The sequence below is a fragment of the Metapseudomonas otitidis genome, assembly GCF_900111835.1.
In the GTDB taxonomy this organism is placed as follows: domain Bacteria; phylum Pseudomonadota; class Gammaproteobacteria; order Pseudomonadales; family Pseudomonadaceae; genus Metapseudomonas; species Metapseudomonas otitidis.
The window spans coordinates 246,362-265,211 of the sequence record NZ_FOJP01000011.1; the positions used below are offsets into that span (position 1 = coordinate 246,362).

Genomic DNA, 18,850 nt, shown 5'->3' on the forward strand with positions numbered 1-18,850 from the left:
CGTACTCCTCAGTGCAAGCACGGGCAGGTCGCCCGGCCCAACCCGCATGAGGAGACAGACATGGTGTTCGATCGTGATGACGTGGTGTTCCAGGTGGTCATCAACCACGAGGAGCAGTACTCGATCTGGCCGGACTACAAGGCCATCCCCGCCGGCTGGCGCGCTGCCGGCAAGAGCGGGCTGAAGCAGGAGTGCCTGGCGTACATCGAGGAGCACTGGACCGACATGCGCCCGCTGAGCCTGCGCAAGCAGATGGAACAGGCCAAAGGGGTGGCCTGAGGTGAGCGCGCCGATCAGCCTGCGCCTGTTCTGCCTGCCGTACTCCGGCGCCAGCGCCATGGCCTACAACCGCTGGCGGCGCATCCTGCCCGCCTGGCTGGTGGTGCAGCCGCTGGAACTGCCGGGGCGCGGCATGCGCATGGACGAGTCGCTGCACACCCGCCTCGACACGCTGGTGGCGCAGCTCGCCCGCGAGGTCGCGCCCCAGGTGCAGCAGCCCTACGCGCTGTTCGGCCACAGCCTGGGCGGGCTGCTCGCCTTCGAGCTGGCCCACGCCCTGCGCGAGAAGGGGCTGCCCGAGCCCCTGGCGCTGTTCCCCTCGGCCACCGCCGGCCCGGCCCGGCGCAACGTCGATGACTACCGCGAAGCCAAGAGCGACGCCGAGCTGATCGCCAGGCTGCGCAGCCTCCAGGGCACCCCCGAGGAGGCGCTGGCCAACGAGGAGCTGCTGCGCCTGACGCTGCCCATCCTGCGCGCCGACTTCCTCGTCGCCGGCAGCTACGCCTACCGCCGGCGCGAGCCGTTGCAGGCGCCCATCCACGTGCTCGGCGGCAAGGCCGACGAGTTGCGTGTGGATGAGCTGCTGGACTGGCAGGACGAGACCGCCACCGGCTTCTCCCTCGACCTGTTCGAGGGGCACCACTTCTTCCTCCAGCAACAGGAGGCCGCCGTGCTGCGCACCCTCAAGCGCTACGCCGAGCAGCACCTGCTGCGCCTGCGCGCCCGCACGTCGCGCCAGGTTCCGCTAGCGGCCGGCTGAGCCGCCCGGCGCGGCCGTCGTGCCGGGCGCGCCCCTTCGTTTCAACGAACCCCGAATTCAAGCCGCATCAGGCAGGACGACAACATGATGGACGCCTTCGAACTCCCCAGCACCCTGGTCCAGGCCCTGCAGCGCCGCGCTGCCGAACAGCCGGAGCGCCTCGCCCTGCGCTTTCTCGAAGGCGAGGGCGACGGCGTGGTCATCAGCTACCGGGAGCTGGACCGGCGCGCCCGGGTGATCGCCGCTGCCCTGCAGGCGGAAGCGGAGTTCGGCGACCGCGCGGTGCTGCTGTTCGACAGCGGCCCCGATTACGTCGCGGCGTTCTTCGGCTGCCTCTACGCCGGCGTCATCGCCGTGCCGGCCTACCCGCCGGAGTCCGCACGCCGCCATCACCAGCTGCGCCTGCTGTCGATCATCGATGACGCCGAGCCGGCCCTGGTGCTGACCAGCGCCGCCCTGCGCGAACCCCTGCAGCAGCTGAGCACCGACCTGGGCGCTGCCGGCCCGGCGCTGCTCTGCGTCGAGGACCTGCAGGACGAACTGGCCGACGCCTGGTGCGAGCCGGTGCTGGCCGCCGACGACATCGCCTTCCTGCAATACACCTCCGGCTCCACCTCGCTGCCCAAGGGCGTGCAGGTGAGCCACGGCAACCTGGTGGCCAATGAGCTGCTGATCCGCCGTGGCTTCGGCATCGGCGCGGACGACGTGATCGTCAGCTGGCTGCCGCTCTACCACGACATGGGCCTGATCGGCGGCCTGCTGCAACCCATCTTCAGCGGCGTGCCCTGCGTACTCATGTCGCCGCGCTACTTCCTCGAACGCCCGGTGCGCTGGCTGGAGGCCATCGCCCAGTACGGCGGCACCGTCAGCGGCGGCCCCGACTTCGCCTACCGCCTGTGTTGCGAGCGGGTCAGCGCCGCGGCCCTGGCGCGGCTGGACCTCAGCGGCTGGCGCGTGGCCTTCTCCGGCTCCGAGCCGATCCGCCAGGACAGCCTCGAACGCTTCGCCGGCCAGTTCGCCGCCTGCGGCTTCTCCGCCGCCAGCTTCCTCGCCTGCTACGGCCTGGCCGAGGCGACCCTGTTCGTCACCGGCGGCGTGCGCGGCCAGGGCATTCCCGCCCTCGGCGTGGACGGCGCCGCACTGGCTCGGAACCGCATCGAGCCGGGCGCCGACAGCCTGCTGCTGAGCTGCGGCTTCGGCCAGCCCGGGCACGCGGTGATGATCGTCGAGCCGGCCACCGGCGCCGCGCTCGGCGAGAACCAGGTGGGCGAGATCTGGGCCAGCGGCCCGAGCATCGCCCACGGCTACTGGCGCAACCCGGAAGCCACCGCCAAGGCCTTCGTCGACCGTGACGGCGTGAGCTGGCTGCGCACCGGCGACCTGGGTTTCAAGCGTGATGGCGAACTGTTCGTCAGCGGCCGCCTCAAGGACATGCTCATCGTCCGTGGCCACAACCTCTACCCGCAGGACATCGAGCGCACCGTCGAGACCGAGGTCGAGCTGGTGCGCAAGGGCCGCGTCGCCGCCTTCGCCGTCGAACAGGACGGCGAGGAGGGCATCGGCATCGCCGTGGAGATCGGCCGCAGCGTGCAGAAGGCCCATGCGCCGGAAACCCTGATCCGCATGATCCGCATGATCCGCCAGGCCGTGGCCGACGCCTGCCAGGAGGCGCCGCGCGTGGTGGTGCTGCTCAACCCCGGCGCGCTGCCCAAGACCTCCAGCGGCAAGCTGCAACGCTCCGCCTGCCGCAGCGGCCTGGAAGACGGCAGCCTCGACGCCTACGCCTGCTTCCCCGATGCCGCCGCCAGCGCCACGCCGGTTGCCAGCAGTGAGGCGGCCGGTGACCTGCAACAGCGCATCGCCGCCCTCTGGGCCGAGCAGTTGCAGGTGCCGGTGGTGAACGCCGACGACAGCTTCTTCCTGCTCGGCGGCAACTCCATCGGCGCCGCCCAGGTGATGGCGCGCCTGCGCGACGAACTGGGCCTGGAACTGGAACTGCGCCAACTCTTCGAGGCCCGCTCCCTGGCCGAATTCACCGCCGCCGTACAGGCCCAGCAGGCCAGCGGTGCGCCGCGCCAGGGCGCCATCCCGCGCCTGCCGCGCAACCAGGACCTGCCGCAATCCCCGGCGCAGAACCGCCTCTGGTTCCTCTGGCAGTTGGACCCGCAGAGCGCCGCCTACAACATCCCCGGTGGCCTGCGCCTGCGGGGCGAGCTGGATGAAGGCGCCGTGCTGCGCAGCTTCCAGCAACTGGTGCAGCGCCATGAAGCGCTGCGCACGCGCTTCCTCGAACGCGACGGCGTCGCCCTGCAACGCATCCTGCCGTCTCAGGAGCTGAGCCTCTCGCGCCTCGACCTCGGCCACCTCGACGGTGCCGAGCGCGAGGCCCGCGCCGCCCAGCTGCGCGAAGAGGAAGCCCAGGTGCCCTTCGACCTGGAGCAGGGCCCGCTGCTGCGCCTGACCCTGGTGCGCCTGGACGACGAACAGCACCAGCTGTGGCTGACCCTGCACCACATCGTCGCTGACGGCTGGTCGCTGAACCTGCTGCTGGACGAATTCTCCCGCCTCTATGGCGCCGCCTGCGGTGGCCCGGCGGCGGACCTGGCGCCCTTGCCCCTGGGCTACGCCGACTTCGCCGCCTGGCAGCGCCAGTGGCTGGCCGACGGCGAGGCCGAGCGCCAGCTGGCCTGGTGGCGCGAGCAACTGGGCGACGAGGCCCCGGCCCTGCAACTGCCCACCGACCGCCCGCGCACCGCCCAGCGCAGCCACGCCGCCGCGCGCCACAGCCTGCGCCTGGATGACGACCTGGCCAAGGCCCTGCGCGCGCTGGCCCAGGCCGAGCATTCGACCCTGTTCATGGTGCTGCTGGCGGCCTTCCAGGGCCTGCTGTTCCGCCTCAGCGGGCAGGCGGACATCCGCGTCGGCGTGCCCGGCGCCAACCGCCAGCGCCTGGAAACCCAGGGCCTGGTCGGCTTCTTCATCAACACCCTGGTGCTGCGTGGCCAGCTCGACGGCCGCCGCACCTTCAGCGCACTGCTGGCCCAGGCCCGCGAGGCCACCCTTGGTGCCCAGGCGCACCAGGACCTGCCCTTCGACCGACTGGTGGACGCCCTCGGCGGCGAGCCGTTCCAGGTCATGTTCAACCACCAGCAGCGCGACCTCTCCGCGCTGCGCCGCCTGCCGGGCCTGCTCGCCGACGAGCTGCCCTGGCACAGCCGCGAGGCCAAGTTCGACCTGCAACTGCACAGCGAGGAAGACGCCCGTGGCCGCCTGACCCTGGCCTTCGACTACGCCACCGAACTGTTCGACTCTGGCAGCGTGCGCCGCCTGGCCGAGCGCTTCGTCAGCCTGCTGCGCCAGGTAGCCGAGCAGCCTGAGCGGGCCCTGGGCGATATCCAGTTGCTGGACGAGGCCGAGCGCAGCCAACTGGCCGGCTGGGCGCGTGCGCCGCAGCCCGTCGCCAGCCTCTGGCTGCCCGAGCTGCTGGAACGGCAGGCTGCCGCCGACCCGCAGCGCATCGTCCTCAGGTGGGCCGAGGGGCAGCTGGACAGCGCCACGCTGCACCGCCGCGCCAACCGCCTGGCCCATCGCCTGCAAGCCCTGGGCGTCGGCCCGGACGTGCCGGTGGCCATCGCCGCCGAGCGCTCGCCGGAGCTGCTGGTGGGCCTGCTGGCCATCATCAAGGCCGGCGGTGCCTATGTGCCGCTGGACGTCGACTACCCCCGCGAACGCCTCGCCTACATGCTGCAGGACTGCGGCGCGCGCCTGCTGCTGACCCAGTCGCACCAGGTGGAACGCCTGCCGATTCATGAGGGCGTCCGCGTCATCGAGCTGGACCGGGAGGAGGGCGACTGGCCCGACAGCCCGCCGACTGCCGCCGTGCACGGCGACAACCTCGCCTACGTCATCTACACCTCCGGCTCCACCGGCCAGCCCAAGGGCGTCGGCAACACCCACGCCGCCCTGGCCGAGCGCCTGGCCTGGATGCAGGCGCAGTACCGCCTGGACGCCAGCGACGTGCTGCTGCAAAAGGCGCCGGTGAGCTTCGACGTCTCCGTCTGGGAATGCTTCTGGCCGCTGGTCACCGAGGCGCGCCTGGTATTGGCCGCACCCGGCGAGCACCGCGACCCGCGCCGCCTGGTGCAGTTGGTGCGCGAACACGGCGTGACCACGCTGCACTTCGTGCCGCCGCTGCTGCAGCTGTTCATCGAGGAAGCGGGCGTCAGCGAATGCACCTCCCTGCGCCGCCTGTTCTCCGGTGGCGAGGCGCTGCCCGCCGCCCTGCGCGACCGGGTGCTGGAGCGCCTGCCGGCGGTGCGCCTGGACAACCGCTACGGCCCCACCGAAACCGCCATCAACGTCACCCACTGGCAATGCCGCACCGAGGACGGTGAGCGCTCGCCCATCGGCCAGCCCCTGGGCAACGTGCTCTGCCATGTGCTGGATGCCGAACTCTCGGCGCTGCCGGTCGGCGTGCCGGGCGAGCTGTGCATCGGCGGCGCGGGCCTCGCTCGTGGTTACCTGGGCCGCGCGGCGCTGACCGCCGAACGCTTCGTGCCCGACCCCTTCGGCGAGCCGGGGGCGCGTCTTTACCGCACCGGTGACCGCGCGCGCTGGGGCACCGACGGCGCGCTGGACTACCTCGGCCGCCTCGACAGCCAGGTCAAGCTGCGTGGCTTCCGCGTCGAGCCCGAGGAGATCCGCGCGCGCCTGCTGGCCCTGCCCGGTGTCGGCCAGGCCGTGGTGGTGCTGCGCGACGGCCCCGGCGGCCCGCGCCTGGTGGGCTACTACTGCGCCAACGGCGCTGCCGAAGAGGAAGCCCGGCAGACCGAGCGCCTGCTGCAGGCCCTGCGTGACGAGCTGCCGGACTACATGGTGCCGGCGCAATTGATGCGCCTGGAGGCACTGCCCGTCGGCCCCAGCGGCAAGCTGGACCGCCGCGCACTGCCCGAGCCGGCCTGGCAGCAGGCCGAGCACCGCGAGCCGGCCACTGAGCTGGAGCAACGGGTCGCCGCCATCTGGCGCGAGGTGCTGGGCATCCAGCGCATCGGCCTGGACGACGACTTCTTCGCCCTGGGCGGCCACTCGCTGCTGGCTACCCAGATCGTCTCCCGCACCCGCCAGGCCTGCGACGTCGAGCTGCCGCTGCGCGCGCTGTTCGAGGCCAGCACCCTGGCCGGTTTCTGCGCCGAGGTGGCGCGCATCCAGGCCAGCGGCCAGGTGGACAGCCAGGGCGTGATCGCCCGCGTCGACCGCCGCCGCCCGGTGCCGCTGTCCTACTCCCAGCAGCGCATGTGGTTCCTCTGGCAGCTGGAGCCGGACAGCCCCGCCTACAACGTCGGCGGCCTGGCACGCCTCAGCGGCCCGCTGGACGTGGCCCGCTTCGAGGCCGCCTTGCAGGCCCTGGTGCAGCGCCACGAGACCCTGCGCACCACCTTCCCCAGCGAAAACGGCGTGCCGCGCCAGCAGGTGGCTGAGCAATCTTCCCTGGTGATGGGCTGGGAGGATTTCTCCGCCCTGGATGCCGCAACGCGCGAAGCCCGCCTGCAGGCGCTGGCCGATGACGAGGCCCACCGGCCCTTCGACCTGGAGACCGGCCCGCTGCTGCGGGTGGTGATGGTCAAGGGCGGCGAGCGCGAGCACCACCTGGTGGTGACCCTGCACCACATCGTCACCGAAGGCTGGGCGATGGATATTTTCGCCCGCGAGCTGGGCGCGCTCTACGAGGCCTTCCTCGACGACCGCGAATCGCCCCTGGCGCCCTTGCCGGTGCAGTACCTCGACTACAGCGCCTGGCAGCGCCAGTGGCTGGAAGGCGGCGAGCGCCAGCGCCAGCTGGACTACTGGACGGCCCAGCTGGGCCACGAGCACCCGCTGCTGGAGCTGCCGACGGACCGCCCACGCCCGCCGGCCCAGAGCCACCGGGGCGAGCTGTACCGCTTCGACCTACCGGCCGCACTGGCCGAGCGCGTGCGCGCCTTCAACGCGGCCAACGGCCTGACCCTGTTCATGACCATGACCGCCACCCTGGCCGTCCTGCTGCACCGCTACAGCGGCCAGCAGGACCTGCGCATCGGCGCGCCGGTGGCCAACCGCATCCGCCCGGAAAGCGAGGGGCTGATCGGCGCCTTCCTCAACACCCAGGTGCTGCGTTGCCAGCTCGACGGGCAGATGAGCGTCGCCGCGCTGCTGGAGCAGGTGCGCCACACCGTGATCGAGGGCCAGTCGCACCAGGACCTGCCCTTCGACCAGCTCGTCGAGGCCCTGCAGCCGCCGCGCAGCAGCGCCTACAACCCGCTGTTCCAGGTGATGTGCAACGTGCAGCGCTGGGAGTTCCAGCAGACCCGCGAGCTGGCGGGCATGAAGGTCGAGTACATCGCCAACGACGCCCGCGCCACCAAGTTCGACCTCAACCTGGAAGTCACCGACCTCGACCATCGCCTCGGCTGCTGCTTCACCTACAGCTCCGACCTGTTCGACGAACCGCGCATCGCGCGCATGGCCACCCACCTGTGCAACCTGCTGGAGGCGCTGCTGGGCGACCCCGCGCGGCGCCTGGCCGAGCTGCCGCTGCTGGGTGAAAGCGAGCGCCTGGCGCAGCTCGAAAGCCTGGGCGAGGAGCCCGGCGAGCACCGCCTCGACGGCTGCATCCATCGGCTGTTCGCCGAGCAGGCCGCGCGCACGCCCACGGCACCAGCCCTGACCTTCGCCGGCGAGACCCTCGACTACGCCACCCTGGATGCCCGCGCCAACCGCCTGGCCCACCTGCTGCGCGAGCGCGGCGTCGGCCCCGAGGTGCGCGTCGGCCTGGCCCTGGAGCGTTCGGCGGCCATGGTGGTCGGCCTGCTGGCCATCCTCAAGGCCGGCGGCGCCTACGTGCCGCTGGACCCGGAATACCCCACCGAGCGCCTGCACTACATGATCGAGGACAGCGGCATCGTCCTGCTGCTGGGCCAGGCCGCGCTGTTCGACACCCTGGGCGAGCTGCCGGCCGGCGTCGGCCGCTGGTGCCTGGACGAGGACGAGGCCGCGCTGGCCGCTTACCCCGCCAGCGCGCCGGTGGACCTTGCGCGGCCGCAGCACCAGGCGTACCTCATCTACACCTCCGGCTCCACCGGCAAGCCCAAGGGCGTGGCGGTCAGCCACGGCGAGATCGCCATGCACTGCCAGGCGGTGATCCGTCGCTTCGGCATGCGCGCCGACGACTGCGAGCTGCACTTCTATTCCATCAACTTCGACGCCGCCAGCGAGCGCCTGCTGACGCCGCTGCTGTGCGGCGCGCGCCTGGTGCTGCGGGCCCAGGGCCAGTGGGGCGCTGAGGACATCTGCCAGCTCATCCGTGAGCAGGGCGTCACCATCCTCGGCTTCACCCCCAGCTATGGCAGCCAACTGGCCCAGTGGCTCGGCGCGCGGGGTGAAACCCTGCCGGTGCGCCTGGTGATCACCGGGGGCGAGGCGCTGACCGCCGAGCACCTGCAACGCATCCGCGCAGGCTTCGCGCCCCAGGCCTTCTTCAACGCCTACGGCCCCACCGAGACGGTGGTGATGCCCCTGGCCGCCCTGGCCCCGGCGCAGCTGGAGGAGGGCGCCGCCAGCGTGCCCATCGGCCGCATGGTCGGCGCGCGGGTGGCCTGCATCCTCGACGCTGACTTGGCCCTGGTTCCGCCCGGCGCCATCGGCGAACTCTATGTCGGCGGCGCCGGCCTTGCCCGTGGCTACCACCAGCGCCCGGGCCTCACCGCCGAACGCTTCGTGCCCAACCCCTTCGTCACCGACGGCGGGCGCCTGTACCGCACCGGCGATCTCGTGCGCCAGCGCGACGACGGCCAGCTGGAATACCTCGGCCGCATCGACCAGCAGGTGAAGGTGCGCGGCTTCCGCATCGAACTGGGCGAGATCGAAGCGCGCCTGCTGGAACACCCGGCCGTGCGCGAGACCGTGGTGCTGGCCCTGGACAGCCCCAGCGGCAAGCAACTGGCCGGCTATGTCGCCTGCGCGGCAGCAGAAGAGGGCAGCGATGCGCAACAGGCGCTGCGCGAAACCCTCAAGGCGCACCTGCGTGCCCAGCTGCCGGAACACATGGTGCCGGCGCACCTGGTGCTGCTCGCCAGCCTGCCGCTGACCCCCAACGGCAAGCTCGACCGCCGCGCCTTGCCCGCGCCGGACCCAGAGCACAACCGCCAGCAGTACCTGGCACCGACCAGCGAGCTGGAGCAGAGCCTGGCGGCCATCTGGCGCGAGGTGCTCAACGTCGAGCAGGTCGGGCTCGCCGACAACTTCTTCGAGCTGGGTGGCGATTCCATCCTGTCGATCCAGGTGGTCAGCCGTGCCCGCCAGCAGGGCATCCACTTCAGCCCGCGCGACCTGTTCCAGCACCAGACGGTGCAAACCCTGGCCGCCGTCGCCCGCCGCGAGGCGCTGACCCAGGTGGACCAGGGCCCGGTGACCGGCGACATGCCGCTGACGCCGATCCAGCACTGGTTCTTCCAGCAGGCGCCGGAAAACGCCGCCCACTGGAACCAGTCGCTGCTGCTGGAAGCCGGCGAACGCCTGGACGCCGCCTACCTGGAGCAGGCCTTGCAGAGCCTGGTTGAGCACCACGGCGCCCTGCGCCTGTCCTTCACCCGTGAAGGCGACACCTGGCACGCCGAGCACCGCGCACCCGCCAGCAAGGCCGACGGCCTGCTGTGGCAGGCGCAGGTGGGCGATTTCGCCGAGGCGGAAACCCTGCTGGCCGACGCCCAGCGCAGCCTCGACCTGGCCAACGGCCCGCTGCTGCGCGCCTTGCTGCTGGAAGGCCCCGACGGCCGCCAGAAACTGCTGCTGGCCATCCACCACCTGGTGGTGGACGGCGTCTCCTGGCGCGTGCTGCTGGACGACCTGCAAACCGCCTATCGCCAGTTGCAGGCCGGGCAACCCCTGGCGCTGCCGGCGCGCACCAGCGCCTTCAAGCACTGGGGCGAACGCCTGGCGGCCTATGCCGGCAGCGAGCCGCTGCGCGAAGAGCTGCCCTGGTGGCAGGCGCAGCTCGGCGGCGACGACGCGCCGCTGCCCTGCGACCGCGAGGCCGAGCAGGACCTGGAGCGCGACGCCCAGCGCCTCACCCTGCGCCTGGATGCCGAGCGCACCCGCCAGCTGTTGCAGCAGGCGCCGGCCGCCTACCGCACCCGTGTCGACGACCTGCTGCTCACCGCCCTGGCCCGCGTGCTGTGCCGCTGGGCCGCGCGTGACTCGGTGCTCGTGCAACTGGAAGGCCACGGCCGCGAGCCGCTGTTCGACGACATCGACCTCAGCCGCACCGTCGGCTGGTTCACCAGCGCCTACGTGCTGCGCCTGACCCCGGCCGACAGGCTCGGCGCGGCCATCAAGGCGATCAAGGAACAGCTGCGCCAGGTACCCCACAAGGGCCTCGGTTTCGGCGTGCTGCGTTACCTGGCCGACCCGGCCACCCGCGCCGCCATGGCCGCGCTGCCGCCGGCGCGCATCACCTTCAACTACCTGGGCCAGTTCGACGGCAGCTTCGCCGAGGGCGTGCTGCTGCGCCCGCTGGAAGAGAGCGCCGGCCCGGCCCACGACGCCGACGCCACGCTGCCCAACTGGCTGAGCGTGGACGGCCAGGTGTTCGGCGGCGAACTGCTGCTCAACTGGACCTACAGCCAGGCGCGCTACGACCGCGCCACGGTGCAGGGCCTGGGCGAGGCCTTCATCGCCGAGCTGCAGGCGCTCATCGCCCATTGCCTGGAGGAGGGCGCCGGTGGCCCGACGCCGTCGGACTTCCCCCTGGCGCACCTGAGCCAGGAGCAGATCGACCAGCTGCCGGTGCCGGCTGCCGCCATCGACGACATCTACCCGCTCACGCCCATGCAGGAAGGCCTGCTGCTGCACACCCTGCTGGAGCCGGGCACCGGCATCTACTACATGCAGGACCGCTACCGCATCGACAGCGCGCTGGACGTGGAGCGCTTCACCCGCGCCTGGCGCGCGGTGGTGGCGCGGCACGAGGCGCTGCGCGCCTCCTTCGTGTGGAACGCCGGCGAAACCATGCTGCAGGTGATCCACAAGCCCGGCGCCACGGAGGTGGACGTGCTGGACTGGAGCGACCTGCCCGAGGAGGGCCACGAGGAACGCCTGCAGGCGCTGCACCGCACCGAGCGCGAGGCCGGCTTCGACCTGCTGCACCAGCCGCCCTTCCACCTGCGCCTGATCCGCCTGGGCGAGGCGCGCTACTGGTTCATGATGAGCAACCACCACATCCTCATCGACGCCTGGTGCCGTGGCCTGCTGATGAGCGACTTCTTCGAGGTCTACGCCGCCCTGGGCGAGGGCCGCGAGCCGCAGCTGCCCCTGGCGCCGCGCTACCGCGACTACATTGGCTGGCTGCAACGCCAGGACCTGGGCCAGGCCCGTGCCTGGTGGCAGGGCAACCTGGCGGGCTTCGAGCGCACCACCCACCTGCCCAGCGACCGGCCGATCCTCCGCGAGCACGCCAACGACAGCGGCGGCATGCAGGTGGGCGACCGCATCACCCGCCTGGAAGCCGCCGATGGCGCCCGCCTGCGGGAACTGGCGCAGCGTCACCAGCTCACCGTCAACACCCTGGCCCAGGCGGCCTGGGCCCTGGTGCTGGCGCGCTACAGCGGCGAGCGCGACCTGGTCTTCGGCGTCACCGTGGCCGGGCGCCCGGTGGGCCTGCCGGAGATGCAGCGCACCGTCGGCCTGTTCATCAACAGCATCGCCCTGCGGGTGAAGTTGCCCGCACCGGGCCAGCGCGTGGGCGTGCGTGACTGGTTGCAGGGGCTGCTGGCCAGCAACCTGGAACTGCGCGAGCACGAGTACCTGCCCCTGGTGGCCATCCAGGATTGCAGCGAACTGCCCAAGGGCCAGCCGCTGTTCGACAGCCTCTTCGTGTTCGAGAACGCGCCGGTGGAAGTCGCGGTGCTGGACCGGGCGCAGAGCCTTTCCGCCAGCTCGGATTCCGGTCGCACCCACACCAACTTCCCGCTCACCGTGGTCTGCTACCCGGGCGATGACCTAGGCCTGCACCTGTCCTACGACCGGCGCTACTTCGAGGAGGCGACCATCGACCGCCTGCTGGGCGAGTTCAAGCGCCTGCTGCTGGCCCTCGGCGAGCACATCGAGGCCGACATGAGTGCGCTGCCGCTGCTGGGGGATGCCGAGCGCGAGCTGCTGCTCAACGGCGTCAACGACAGTGCCCGCGACTACCCGCTGGAGCAGGGCTACGTGCGCCTGTTCGAGGCCCGCGTCGCCGCGCACCCGCAGCGCATCGCCGCCCGCTGCCTCGACCGCCAGTGGAGCTACGCCGAGCTGAACCGCCACGCCAACCGCCTGGGCCACGCCCTGGGCACCGCCGGCGTCGGCCTCGACCAGCCGGTGGCGCTGCTCGGCGAGCGCGGGCTCGACCTGCTGGGCATGATGGTCGGCACCTTCAAGGCCGGCGCCGGCTACCTGCCGCTGGACCCGGCGCTGCCCACCCCGCGCCTGACGCGCATCCTCGAACTCAGCCGCGCCCCGGCGCTGGTGGCCACCCGCGCCTGCCGCGACCAGGCCATGCTGCTGCTGGAGGAGCTCGGCTGCGGCCAGCGTCCGCGCCTGCTGGTGTGGGAGGACGTGCTGCAAGGCGCCTGGCCGGAGCAGGACCCGGGTATCCACAGCGGCCCGGCGAACCTCGCCTACGTGATCTATACCTCCGGCTCCACCGGCCTGCCCAAGGGCGTGATGGTCGAGCAGGCCGGCATGCTCAACAACCAGCTGAGCAAGGTGCCGTACCTGGCGCTGACCGAGGCGGACGTGATCGCCCAGACCGCCTCGCAGAGCTTCGACATCTCGGTCTGGCAGTTCCTCGCCGCGCCGCTGTTCGGTGGCTGCACCGAGATCGTCCCCAACGCCATCGCCCACGACCCGCAGGCGTTGCTGGCCCATGTGCGCGAGCGCGGCATCACGGTGCTGGAAAGCGTGCCCTCGCTGATCCAGGGCATGCTCGCCGAAGACCGCGCCGTACTCGGCGCCCTGCGCTGGATGCTGCCCACCGGGGAGGCCATGCCGCCGGAGCTGGCGCGCCAATGGCTGCAGCGCTACCCGGCGGTGGGGCTGGTCAACGCCTACGGCCCGGCGGAATGCTCGGACGATGTGGCGTTCTTTCGCGTCGACGCCGCCTCCACCGAGGGCACCTACCTGCCCATCGGCAGCCCCACCGACAACAACCGCCTGTACCTGCTGGACGACACCTTCGAACTGGCGCCCCTGGGCGCCGTGGGCGAACTCTGCGTCGCCGGCACCGGCGTCGGCCGCGGCTACGTCGGCGACCCGCTGCGCACCGCCCAGGCCTTCGTGCCCAACCCCTTCGGCGCGCCGGGTGAGCGCCTGTACCGCACCGGTGACCTCGCTCGTCGCCGCGCCGATGGCGTGCTGGAGTACGTCGGCCGTGTCGACCACCAGGTGAAGATCCGTGGCTACCGCATCGAACTGGGCGAGATCGAAGCCCGCCTGTTCGAGCGCCAGGACGTGCGCGACGCCGCTGTCAGCGTTCAGGAAGGCCCCACCGGCAAGTACCTGGTGGGCTATCTGGTGCCACGCGAGGCCGAGCGTTTCGCCAATGCCGCCTCGCCGGCCAGCCGCCTGGCGGAAGAGGGCGCCTGGTTCGAAGCCATCAAGCAGCAGCTGCGTGGCGACCTGCCGGACTATATGGTGCCGCTGCACTGGCTCGTGCTCGAGCGCCTGCCGCTGAACGCCAACGGCAAGCTCGACCGCAAGGCCCTGCCGCCCCTGGAATTCGGCCCGCTGCAGGCCCAGGACTACCTGGCCCCACGCAGCGAACTGGAAACCACCCTGGCCGGCATCTGGGCCGAGGTGCTCAAGGTCGAACGGGTCGGCGTGCGCGACAACTTCTTCGAACTCGGCGGCCACTCCCTGCTCGCCACCCAGATCGCCTCCCGCGTGCAGAAGACCCTGCAACGCAACGTGCCCCTGCGGGCCATGTTCGAGTGCAGCACGGTGGAGGAGCTGGCGAGCTACATCGAGTCGCTGGAAGGCAGCGTCGTCACCGAGGAGAAGGCCGCACGGCTGGAGGACCTGATGGCCAGGCTGGAGATGCTGTAACGGCAGCAGGGCACGCAGAGCGGGGAGGGCTCCGCGTGCCCCGGCTGGACGGACGGGCGCACGGTGTTTTCAGAAAATACCTGAACGCCTGCACATAAACGGCTGATAAACCGCTTAAGAAGAACGTGCTAGCGCCGATAGCAAGGGACGGCCCTGCGTCTGTGCCCGGTCGATTGCCGACCGGACGCCGACAACGCCTGTGGCCACCTCATGCCTTTGCACCTTTTTGAGCGAGTTCCTCCATGCGAACCCTGAAATTCAGCCACAAGATCATGGTGGCAGCCTCCCTGGTGGTGATCGCTGCCTTCGCGTCCTTCGCGCTGTACAACGACTACCTGCAGCGGAACGCCATCCGCCAGAACCTTGCCAACTACCTCAACGATGTGGGCCAGGTCTCCACGGGCAACATCCAGCACTGGCTGGTGGGCCGCATGCAATTGCTGGAGAACCTGGCCGAGTCCATCGAGGACGACAGCAGCGAGGCGGCGTTGGCCAAGAGCCTGCAGCACCGCAGCATCGCCTCCGCCTTCCTTTATGCGTACTACGGCCAGGCGAGCGGCACCTACACCCAGTTCCCGCCCAGCGAACTGCCCGCCGGCTACGACCCGCGCCAGCGGCCCTGGTACAAGCAGGCGGCGCAGACCAGCGGCCCCGGCCTGACCGAGCCCTACCTGGCCGCCGATCCGCGCGACGGCCTGCTGATCACCATCACCCGCCCGGTGAACGCCTCGGGCACCCTACAGGGCGTCGTCGGCGGTGACCTCAAGCTGAAGACCGTCGACGAGATCCTCAACTCCTTCGACCTGGGCGGCATGGGCTACGCCTTCCTGGTGGACGACAAGGGCACGGTGCTGGTCCACCCCGACCAGCAGCTGGTCCTGAAGAAGCTGCCGGACCTGTTCGCCGGCACCGCGCCGCGCCTGGAGTCCGCCCTGCAGAGTGTGAGCGACCGCAGCGGCGAGGCGCGGATCGTGACCTTCCTGCCGGTGGAAGGGCTGACCGGGGTGCGCTGGTACGTGGGCCTGTCCGTCGACGAGTCCAAGGCCTTCGCCGCCCTGCAGGAGTTCCGCGTTTCCGCGCTGATGTCCACCATCATCGGCGTGGTCGCCATCCTCCTGCTGCTGGGCGGGCTGATCCGCATCCTGCTGCGCCCGCTGCACGTGATGAGCCACGCCATGAGCGGCATCGCCGAGGGCGAGGGCGACCTGACCCAGCGCCTGTCGATCGACTCCCGTGACGAGTTCGGCGAGCTGGCCGATGCCTTCAACCGCTTCGTCGAGCGCATCCACAAATCCATCCGCGAAGTGGCGTCCGCCACGCGCGAGGTGCACGAGCGGGTGAGCACCGTGGTGCAGGCGTCGAACGCCTCCATGACCAACTCCAGCGAGCAGGCCGCCCGCACCGACAGCGTGGCCGCCGCCATCAACGAACTGGGCGCTGCCGCCCAGGAGATCGCCCGCAATGCCGCCGACGCCTCGGAACAGGCCAGCGACGCCCGCCGCGATGCCGAGGAAGGGCAGGGCATGGTCGAGCGCACCCTGGTGGCGATGGGCGAGCTGTCGGAGAAGATCCAGGCGTCCAGCAACCACATCGAAGTGCTCAGCCAGAAGAGCAATGACATCGGCCAGATCCTCGACGTCATCAAGGGCATCTCCGAGCAGACCAACCTGCTGGCACTCAACGCCGCCATCGAAGCCGCCCGCGCCGGCGAGGCAGGACGTGGCTTCGCCGTGGTGGCCGACGAAGTGCGCAACCTGGCCCAGCGCACCCAGAGCTCGGCGCTGGAGATCCAGCAGATGATCGAACAGCTGCAGACCGGCGCCCGCGAGGCCGTGACGACCATGGGCGAAAGCCGCCACTTCAGCGACGACAGCGTGCGCATCGGCGGCCAGGCCGGCGAAAACCTGCGCGGCGTCACCCGCCGCATCGGCGAGATCGACGGCATGAACCAGTCCGTGGCCACCGCCACCGAGGAACAGACCTCGGTGATCGAAAGCCTGAACATGGACATCACCGAGATCAACGTGCTCAACCAGGACGGCGTGCACAACCTGCAGGCCAGCCTGAAGGCCTGTACCGAGCTGGATCAGCAGGTCAGCCGGCTGAAGCAGCTGGTGGATACGTTCAGGATTTGATGGGGTGGTCCTGGCCCGGTGAACGGGCAGTGGATCGAGTCCTAGCGAATGAAACAGCCCGCCTGATGGCGGGCTGTTTTTTAGCGTGAAAATTGCTCGCCTGACATCAAGGAACTGAGTCCATGCATGACATCACTGATAACGAATCCGTAATGCAAGAAGCAGAACGATTGCTGGATGAGGGGAACCCGCAGGTGGCACGCTCGATCCTCGCTCCCTACGTCGCGCAGCGAGTACCCGCGGCGCTGTTTCTCTATTCGTCGGTCAGTGCTCCCAGGGAGGGTATCGAGGCGTTCGAACGCAGAAGCTTCGAGATGCTCAGTGAGGCCGCTGAGCTGGGCCATGCCCCCGCAATCACTGCCTTGGCGAAGTGCTTCGATACAGGGGATCGGGTTGAGCAGGATTGCAAGCGGGCAGCCATCCTGTTCGAGCAGGCTGCTGCCTGTGGCCACCCGCAGGCGAAGCTCTATCACGGGTTGAATCTGTTCTACGGGTCGAATGGCATCAGGGCAGACCGGAAAGAGGCTATACGACTGTTGCAAGAGGCTGCAGCCGAGGGTGTGCAAGATGAGCGGACATCCCTCAGTTGATGGGCGCCCCCAACCGGCTTCGGTGCGAGGAGTGGGGTAGACGCTGAGCGTTAAGCCTGCTGCCGCTGGTAGTGCGTCTCTGTCCTGTGGCCAACACGCTACCTGACGCGGTAAAGCACCAGCGTTCCGAGGTTGATCAGGCGACCTGGTACGTAACGCTCGACCACCAGCCGTTCTTCCCAGCGCTTCTCGTGGAGGGCATCCGGCTCATGGATGATGGTCAACAGATTGCCCTTGAGCTTGAAGCGCAGTGTGGTCTGGACGCGGTTACGGATCGCCATGCCCTTGCGGTCCATGCGCAGGGTGCTTGAGCCGAATACCCAGTAGCCTCGCAGGGGGGAGTCGAAATCCAGATCCGACCATTTGCCTTGCAGATCGGCCAGGGTCAGCAGTGGTGGGCTGGCCTTCTCGGCTGCTTCGTAACTCGTCCGTGCGTCCGCTTTCGGAAGGGCACTCTTGTCGGGTTGCTCGGCACTGTCGGTTGTCTTGGTCGGGGATGGGGTTTCATGCGCGATCACTTCCTGATTTTCAGGTGTGCCGCAGGGCCGGTCGGAGAACTGGGTCGTGCCATCGGCCACCTTGCACTTGAAGATGGCGGCTGAGGCCGAAGCGACGGGGGCGAGGAGCAAGGCAGAGGCAAGCAGGGCGCTGACAAGTCGCATTGAACATCTATGTAGTCGTGAGGGGTGTCGGATTGTTGCTCTGGGATGCGACAGCACTCTGCACGGGGCCGGCGTGCACGAGTTGGTCGCTCGGGGTACCTGTATGACTCTCACTCCATCGCCTGCCGGTACTGCCGTGGCGTGAAGCCGGTGAGCTGCTTGAACTGGCGGCTGAAGGCGCTGTGGTCGGTGTAGCCGCACTGCAGGGCGACGTCGGTGATGGGCAGGTCGGTCTGCAGCAGGCGGTGGGCGTGTTCCAGGCGGGCCTTGCTGATCATCTGCCGGGGCGTGAGGTGGAACACCCGCTTGCAGTGGCGCTCCAGCTGGGCGACGGAGAGGCGGGCGATGCGGGTGAGGGTCTCCAGGGTGATGGGCTCATGGAAGTGCGTGCGGATGTGCTCGTCCACGGCGGCCAGGCGTTCGTAGGCGGGGTGGCTGGCGCTGGCCGATTGCAGGTCCACCGAGATGCCCACCAGGCCGATCACCTGCCCGGCGCGGTCGTGCATGGGGCGTTTGTGGGTCAGGCACCAGCCGGGCTCGCGGCTGCCGTAGAGGTGCAACTCCAACTGGTCCTCCAGCACCTGGCCCTGTTCCAGCACGCGGCGGTCCTGCTCGGTGTAGCCGGGGCCGAGCTGGGCGGGGAAGACCTCGGCGCTGGTCTTGCCCAGCAGCGGTTGCAAGGTTTTCAGGGGGTCATGCCGAGATAAAGGAAAATTAGGACATACGCGCTGCAACTGATTGTATTTAAATATTTTTCAAGCAACGCTGAGCTGCTCAGGGTGGGCTTTATAGGCTTTTATAGTCAATTATAGAAACGGCTCTGAACGCCTGATTGAAGTTATGCCGAGGTAAGGGGGAATCAGGGGTATGCCGAGATGAGGAAAAAATAGTGCATTCGTTCTGTAACTTGCTGTATTTAAACGAACAGAATGGAAGTCCTGCTCAAGCGAAGGCGCGCTTAGCGTAATGGCTTCAGCCAGATACCGCTGAGGATCAGTTCGGCCTGCTGCGAATTAAGTAGGCCGATCTGGAGTTGGCAAAGGCACCGGGGTGGCGATATCAAGGCTCTGAGCCCAAGTCTCGACCAATGCGTGATCGATCACCAAACCCTCGCTCACGTCGGCTAATGCCTCGCGTGTTAGATCAGCGAGTCGTTGGTCGTCATTCATTGAATTGGCCATTCCGCGTCCATTTTGCCGTGCCCTGCTGCTACCTGACGGGCGTTGGCTCTGAATAGCCCGTCTTCACGCCCTGGGTGGCGGCGTAATGGCGGGTTTGGAAAGCCAGGACATCCTGCATCTGCTTGCT

The 18,850-nt window shown here is 69.5% G+C and carries 6 protein-coding genes and 1 pseudogene; 5 read left to right on the forward strand and 2 right to left on the reverse strand.

The genetic code is table 11. From position 1 onward, the window contains the following. Positions 1-60 precede the first annotated feature (60 nt). The 5 genes from BM198_RS16145 to BM198_RS16165 all read left to right on the forward strand — a co-directional run bounded on the left by BM198_RS16145 (position 61) and on the right by BM198_RS16165 (position 16,880). Positions 61-279: an MbtH family protein gene (locus tag BM198_RS16145; protein ID WP_074971319.1), complete on the forward strand. Its 219-nt coding sequence runs from the start codon at positions 61-63 to the stop codon at positions 277-279. 1 nt (position 280) lies between these two features. After that, positions 281-1,039 (forward strand): thioesterase II family protein, encoded by a 759-nt coding sequence (locus BM198_RS16150; RefSeq protein ID WP_074971321.1) that lies wholly within the window; start codon positions 281-283, stop codon positions 1,037-1,039. A gap of 84 nt (positions 1,040-1,123) precedes the next feature. Then, entirely contained in the window at positions 1,124-14,155 is a 13,032-nt protein-coding gene (locus BM198_RS16155) for a non-ribosomal peptide synthetase (RefSeq protein ID WP_074971323.1), read from the forward strand. Between the two features lie 242 nt (positions 14,156-14,397). Further along, entirely contained in the window at positions 14,398-16,290 is a 1,893-nt protein-coding gene (locus BM198_RS16160) for a methyl-accepting chemotaxis protein (RefSeq protein WP_074971325.1), read from the forward strand. 122 nt (positions 16,291-16,412) lie between these two features. Next, on the forward strand, positions 16,413-16,880 hold the full coding sequence (locus BM198_RS16165) for a tetratricopeptide repeat protein (RefSeq protein ID WP_074971327.1): 468 nt from the start codon (positions 16,413-16,415) through the stop codon (positions 16,878-16,880). 98 nt (positions 16,881-16,978) lie between these two features. Here the strand turns inward: BM198_RS16165 and BM198_RS16170 are convergent, their stop codons facing one another. Both BM198_RS16170 and BM198_RS16175 read right to left on the reverse strand, forming a co-directional pair. Then, on the reverse strand, positions 16,979-17,542 hold the full coding sequence (locus BM198_RS16170) for a DUF4124 domain-containing protein (RefSeq protein ID WP_074971328.1): 564 nt from the start codon (positions 17,540-17,542) through the stop codon (positions 16,979-16,981). Positions 17,543-17,652: 110 nt separating this feature from the next. Further along, positions 17,653-18,231 (reverse strand): annotated as a pseudogene (locus BM198_RS16175) (helix-turn-helix domain-containing protein); the annotation flags it as partial. Positions 18,232-18,850 lie beyond the last annotated feature (619 nt).